At 67.9% G+C, this 6326-nt stretch carries 7 protein-coding genes; 1 reads left to right on the top strand and 6 read right to left on the bottom strand.

Features of this window, described 5'->3' with window-relative positions; all coding sequences use genetic code 11:
- Window positions 1-122 (top strand): transposase (locus D580_RS16045; protein ID WP_155999695.1); only part of this gene is annotated, 122 nt, incomplete at its 5' end.
- A 165-nt stretch (window positions 123-287) separates the two neighbouring features.
- On the opposite strand, the gene fabG is transcribed toward D580_RS16045, so the two are convergent.
- The 6 genes from fabG to hflK form a co-directional block, all read right to left on the bottom strand.
- Window positions 288-1064 carry a 3-oxoacyl-ACP reductase FabG gene (gene fabG, locus D580_RS0103810; RefSeq protein ID WP_018953108.1) on the bottom strand — a complete coding sequence of 259 codons (777 nt, stop codon included), beginning with the start codon at window positions 1062-1064 and terminating at the stop codon, window positions 288-290.
- A 159-nt stretch (window positions 1065-1223) separates the two neighbouring features.
- Complete coding sequence (locus D580_RS0103805) at window positions 1224-2516, bottom strand: adenylosuccinate synthase (RefSeq protein ID WP_018953107.1); 1293 nt, start codon at window positions 2514-2516, stop codon at window positions 1224-1226.
- A 2-nt stretch (window positions 2517-2518) separates the two neighbouring features.
- Complete coding sequence (locus D580_RS0103800) at window positions 2519-3706, bottom strand: ATP phosphoribosyltransferase regulatory subunit (protein WP_018953106.1); 1188 nt, start codon at window positions 3704-3706, stop codon at window positions 2519-2521.
- Window positions 3707-3925: 219 nt separating this feature from the next.
- Window positions 3926-4117: a DUF2065 domain-containing protein gene (locus tag D580_RS0103795; protein WP_018953105.1), complete on the bottom strand. Its 192-nt coding sequence runs from the start codon at window positions 4115-4117 to the stop codon at window positions 3926-3928.
- 59 nt (window positions 4118-4176) lie between these two features.
- Window positions 4177-5046 carry a protease modulator HflC gene (gene hflC / locus D580_RS0103790; protein ID WP_018953104.1) on the bottom strand — a complete coding sequence of 290 codons (870 nt, stop codon included), beginning with the start codon at window positions 5044-5046 and terminating at the stop codon, window positions 4177-4179.
- Window positions 5046-6224 (bottom strand): FtsH protease activity modulator HflK, encoded by a 1179-nt coding sequence (gene hflK / locus D580_RS0103785; RefSeq protein WP_018953103.1) that lies wholly within the window; start codon window positions 6222-6224, stop codon window positions 5046-5048. The genes hflC and hflK overlap by 1 nt, the downstream gene beginning before the upstream one ends.
- Window positions 6225-6326: the final 102 nt, after the last annotated feature.

Raw genomic sequence — 6326 nt, 5'->3', positions numbered from 1 at the left:
AGGCGATGGGCTTTCGCCGCTTCAGTGTCCGGGGGCTTGAAGCGGTCACGGGTGAATGGAATCTGGTGTGTCTGGCGCTCAACCTGCGACGGATGCAGCGCTTGGGATGGCGCCCGGCATAACCGACACCCCGCCAGTGCGGGGCCGGCGGCCCACTGTGACGCCGGGTGACCCTGCATGCCGGTCACTGTGGCTGGATAACAGTCCCGGCGCCACCCGGCCCCCGCAGATCAGCATCGATTTATGCTCGACCGAAAACTTCTACCGCCCAGGCTCCTAGCGTGCGTTCACTCCAGCGCCAGCGATGATTCGGGCAGGGTCTGTCCGCCATCCACCACCAGGGTCTGACCCGTGATGTAACGGGCCTCGTCGGAGGCCAGGAACAGCATGGCGTAGGCGATGTCCTCCGGCTCACCCAGGTAGCCCAGCGGGATGGAGGCCTCCATCTTGCGCAGGTACTCCGCGCCCACATCGGTCAGGCCCTCGGTGCGGATGTTGCCGGGCAGCACCGCGTTGATGGTGATGCCCGTGCGGGCGAACTCGATGGCGGCGGTGCGCATGAAGCCGAGCATGCCCGCCTTGGTGGCGCCGTAGTGGGCCCAGCCGGGAAAGCCGGTGATGGGGCCGGTGATGGATGAGGTGAGCAGGATGCGCCCGCCGCTACCCTGGCGGCGCATCTGGGCGGCGGCGGCCTTCACGCAGAAGAACGCCCCCTTGAGATTCACCTCATGGACCTGGTCCCAGTCCGCCTCGGTCATCTCCTCGATGCTCACCGAGGGGAAGATGCCGGCGTTGGCCACCAGCACGTCGATGCCGCCGAAGTGCGTCATGGCCTCGCCCACCATGGCCTCCACCTCGGCGCGCTGACTCACGTCGGTGACGCAGGCAACGGCGTGGCCGCCCGCCTCGGTGATCGCCCGGGCGGTCTCGGCGGCGGCCTCGGCATCCCGGTCCACCACCAGCACCCGCGCACCCTCGTGGGCGAACACCCGGGCGATGGTGCGGCCGATGCCCTTGCCGGCACCGGTGACCACCACGCTGCGTTCGCTGAATCGTTGACTCATCTCGGATACCTCCTTGCTCCGGTTTGACTGCGCCGTCGCGCTGCCGTTCACACCCGGGAATGCCCGCATCATGACACGCCCAAACGCACGCCGCCCATGACCTGGGTCACGGGCGGTGAGGTTTGCGGGCCAGGAACGGGCGCGGAGTGCCCGAAGCGATCAGTCGAAGGGATGGCGCAGGACGATGGTCTGATCCCGGTCGGGACCGGTGGAGATCATGTCCACGGGCACGCCGATGATCTCCTGGATGCGCTCCAGGTAGCGCAGGGCGTTCACCGGCAGATCCTCCCGGCGGGTCACGCCCAGGGTGGACTCCTGCCAGCCGGGCATCTCCTCGTAGATGGGCTCGCAGGTGGCGAAGGCGTCGGCGCCGGCGGGGGGCACGCTGAACTCGGTGTCACCGCAGCGATAGCCCACGCACAGCTGCAGGGTCTCCAGGCCGTCCAGCACGTCCAGCTTGGTGACGCACAGGCCGCTGATGCTGTTGATGGCCACGGCGCGGCGCAGGGCTACGGCGTCGAACCAGCCGCAGCGCCGGGCGCGCCCGGTGGTGGAACCGAACTCGTGACCGCGGCGGGCCAGGTGCTCGCCCATGGCGTCGAACAGCTCCGTGGGGAACGGGCCGGCGCCCACCCGGGTGGTGTAGGCCTTGGTGATGCCCAGCACGTAATCGAGATCCAGGGGACCCACGCCGCTGCCGGTGCAGGCACCGCCGGCGGTGGTGTTGGAGGAGGTCACGTAGGGATAGGTGCCGTGGTCGATGTCCAGCAGGGTGCCCTGGGCACCCTCGAACATCACGTTGGCGCCCAGGGCACGCAGTTCGCGCAGGCGCTCGGGCACGTCCATGACCAGGGGCTGCAGGGTCTCGGCCAGGGCCAGGGACTGGTCCAGCACCTGCTGGAAGTCCACCGCCTCGCTCTTGAAATAGTGCTGTAGCACGAAGTTGTGGTAGTCCAGCACCTCGCCCAGCTTGGCGGCGAAGCGCTCCCGGTGGAACAGGTCGCCCAGGCGCAGGCCGCGGCGGGAGACCTTGTCCTCGTAGGCGGGCCCGATGCCCCGGCCGGTGGTGCCGATGGCGGACTTGCCCCGGGCCTGTTCACGGGCCAAATCCAGGCTCACGTGGTAGGGCAGGATCAGCTGGCAGGACTCGGACAGGCGCAGGCGATCGCGCACCGGCACGCCTTCGGCCTCCAGCTGGGCCATCTCCTTCATCAGGGCCTCGGGGGAGAGCACCACGCCGTTACCGATCATGCACTCCACGCCCTCACGCAGGATGCCGGAAGGAATGAGGTGCAGCACGGTCTTCTTGCCGTCGATCACCAGGGTATGGCCCGCGTTGTGACCGCCCTGGAAACGCACCACCGCGGCGGCGTTTTCCGTCAGCAGGTCCACCACCTTGCCTTTGCCCTCGTCACCCCACTGGCTACCGAGAACCACTGCGAATTTGCCCATAGTCAAAGGTCCGTCACTGTCCACTGATTTTTGGAATCCCGGGCGAGCACCCGGTCGCAGCCCATGGCCACGGCGTCGCCGCCCTGCCCCGCGAGCCCCTGGATCACCCGCTCGCCGCGGGCGCGCAGATCCGCCACCGCATCGAGCAGGGCGGGATCCGGGTCCGCCGGGGCGAAGATGCCCCGGGGCGCTGCGGCCAGCGGCTGCCCGGAGAGGCGCACCAGGGTCTTGAGATCGGTGCTGAAACCGGTGGCCGGGCGGGCCCGGCCGAACACCCGGCCGATGTCATCATAGCGCCCACCCCGGGCCAGTTCCTGGCCGTGGCCGGGCACGTAGGCGGCGAACACAGCGCCGGTGTGATAGTGAAAGCCGCGCAGTTCCGAGAGATCCACGTGCAGTCGCACCTCGGGATACAGGCGCTGCACCGCCCCGGCGATGGCCGAGAGTTCGTCCAGGGCACGGCCGACCCGCTCGCCGGCACCGGCCAGCAGCCGGCGGGCCTCGTCCAGCACGGCGGTATCGCCGCTCAGCTCGCCCAGGGCCTGCAGCCGCTCGCGCACCTCTGCGGGCGCATCCAGCCCCTTGAGGAAGGTGCGGATCTCCGGCAGGGCCTTGCGCTGCAGCATATCGAACAGCTGCGCCTCGTCATCGGCAGTGAGCCCCGCGTCGGCGGCCAGGCTGCGGTAGATGTCCACGTGGCCCAGGTCCAGGAAGATGTTGCCCACGCCGCAGACCCGGAAGGTCTCAAGCATCAGGCGGATGGTCTCCACGTCGCTGTCCAGGCCCTTGTGGCCGTAGAGCTCGGCGCCCACCTGCAGGGGGCTGCGGGAACCGGCGAAGCCGTCCGGACGGGTGTGCAGCACCGTGCCCATGTAGCACAGGCGCGTGGGCACGTCGCGGTTGAGGCTGTGGGCGTCGATGCGCGCCACTTGGGGGGTCATGTCGGCACGCACGCCCATCAGGCGTCCGTTGAGCTGGTCGGTGAGCTTGAAGGTCTGCAGGTCCAGATCGCTGCCGGTGCCCGTGAGCAGGGACTCCAGGTATTCGATCATCGGCGGCATCACCAGCTCGTAACCCCAGCGGTGATACAGGTCGAGCAGCTGCCTGCGGCAGGTCTCCAGGCGCTCCGCCAGGGGCGGCAGGGCCTCCTCGATGCCTTCCGGCAGCAGCCAGCGATTGGAATCGGTCATGGGTCTGTCGTCGTCGTCGTGGACTTCGGGCCGCGCACGACTCCGGCGCCCCGTTCAAGGCCCGTGATTATACATACTCGGGCGGTTTCGGTGGGATTCGGCGTGGATTTCGAGTTTTTTCGGGCCAGGTGGGGCCGTCAATACAAAGATCGCGGAGACGCAAAGGCGCAGAGAGTTCGTGAGTTTATTCGCGTTGATTGGCGTTCATTTGCGGCCCCCTCAGCCCCTGAGCCACCACAGCAGCAGGGCCCCCAGCACCATGCTCACCAGGCCGAAGCCACGCAGGACGCTGTCGGGGAGTTCCGCCACCTGCAGCAGGGCGCGCTTGAGTCCGGCCGGGTTGAGAAAGGGCATGAGCCCCTCCAGCACCAGCAGCAGGGCCAGGGCGGCGAGCAGGTCGTTCCAGAGCATGGGGAGGGTCCCGGAGACGATGAAGGGCGGGAGACCCGCCCTTCATCATGCCGTCGTGACTACCGTCGGGGCGCCCCGATGGGGCTGCCGAAGTAGCGGAAGAAGTCCGAATCCGGCTCGATGACGAACATGGCGTTGTCGCCGGTCATGGTGTTGCGATAGGCGATCAGGCTCCGGTAGAAGGAGAAGAACTCCTCGTCCTCGCCAAAGGCACCAGCATAGGTCTCGGCGGCACGGGCATCGCCCTCACCACGCAGTTGCTCGGACTCCCGGTAGGCATCCGCCAGGATCACGGTGCGCTCGCGGTCGGCACGTGCGCGGATGCGCTCGGCCTCCTCGCGGCCCCGGGCACGGAAGTCCTGGGCCACGCGCTGACGCTCGGCGCGCATACGTTCGTACACGGACTCACTCACCTCGTCGGGCAGGTCCATGCGACGGATGCGCACGTCCACCAGCACCACGCCCAGCTCCCGGGCGGTGTCCAGGGCCTGCTGACGCACGGCACCCATGATGGTCAGACGCTCGCCGGCAACCACCTGTTCCAGGGTGTAGCGGGCAAACTCGTTACGCATACCGTCGCGCAGGATCTGCGCCAGGCGGTCCTCGGCGTTGCGCTCGTTGCCGCGCGTGGAGCGGAAGAACTGGCCCACGTCGTCGATGCGCCACTTGGCGTAGAAGTCGACGATGACGTTCTTCGCCTCGCTGGTGAGGAAGCGGTCCGGCGGGATGTCCAGGGTCAGCACCCGGGCGTCGAACTTGCGCACGTTGTTCACCAGGGGGAACTTGAAGTGCAGGCCCGGCTCCAGGTCCAGGGCCTTGATCTCACCCAGGCTGAACAGGATCACGCGCTCACGCTCGTCCACGGTGTAGGTGGACATGCCCACGATGATGGCGGACACCACCGCCACGATTCCAATGATGCGGATCATCAGCGCACCTCCCGGGCACGGGGATCAGGACGCGTGCCGAGGCTCGGCAGCGGCGCGGGCCGCGAGCTGTCCACGCCACGCTGATCGATCACGCGGGGGGCCGTGGTCGTGGCGCCCTGGGACTGCATGAACTTGTCCAGAGGCAGGTACATGAGGTTGTTGCCGCCTTGCATGTCGACGATCACCTTGTTGGTGCCACCCAGCACGGCCTCGGCGGTCTCCAGGTAGAGACGCTGACGGGTCACGTCGGGGGCGCGCTGATATTCCACCAGCAGCTGGCTGAAGCGGGAGGCATCACCCTCGGCCCGGGCGATGACCTGCTCGCGGTAGGCCTGGGCCTCCTCGCGGATACGGGCCGCCTCGCCTCGCGCCTGGGGCACGATGGCATTGGCATAGGCCTCGGCCTCGTTACGGAAGCGGGCCTCGTCCTCACGGGCGCGGATGGCGTCGGCGAAGGCCTCCTGCACCGGTTCCGGCGGCTGGGCCTGCTGCATGCTCACGGTGGTCACGGTCACACCGGCGCCGTAGGCATCCAGGGCCTCCTGGATCACCGTCCGGGCGCTGGTGGCGATCTCGCCACGCCCTTCACCCAGGATGAATTCCAGGTTGTTCTTGCCCACCCGCTCGCGGATGGCCGATTCCATCACCTGGCGGGTGGTGCGGTCCGGATCACGCACGTTGAACAGGAAGTCCACCGGATCCATGACGCGGTATTGCACGGCCACGTCCACGTCGATGATGTTCTCGTCCGCGGTGAGCATCAGGGCCCGGTGCTGGATGCTTCGGATGCTGTCGATGTCCACCCGCTCCACCGTCTCGATGGGATAGGGCAGATGCCAGTTGGGACCCGGCTGGGACACCGACTGGAAGGAACCGAAACGCAGCACCACGCCGCGCTCACCTTCGCTGATGATGTAGAAGCCCGAGGCCAGCCACACCACCAGGGCGACGATCAGGATCAGGCTGATGCCGGCGGAGGCGTGACGCCCCATGCCGCCGCCATCACCGCCACCGCTGCCGCCGCCACCGCCGAAGATGCCGTTCAGCTGGCGGGTCAGCTTGCGCAGCACCTCGTCCAGGTCCGGCGGGCCGCTCTGGCCGCCACCACCACCGCCACCACTGCGGCCACCGCCGCTCCAGGGGTCGTTGCTGTTCTTTCCTGGTTCGTTCCAGGGCATGAAGGGGCTCTCCGTGTTTCGAAACCGTTTCGGGCGCGCAGGCTCACCCGGACAAGGCGGTCATTCTAGAGACCGAATCTCGTTTGCGCAAAATTACCGGAA

This window comes from Thioalkalivibrio sulfidiphilus (assembly GCF_000377945.1).
Taxonomy (GTDB): Bacteria; Pseudomonadota; Gammaproteobacteria; order Ectothiorhodospirales; family Ectothiorhodospiraceae; genus Thioalkalivibrio_A; species Thioalkalivibrio_A sulfidiphilus_A.
Note: the sequence above shows the minus strand (reverse complement) of the source record. Positions and strands in the feature narration are given on the sequence as shown.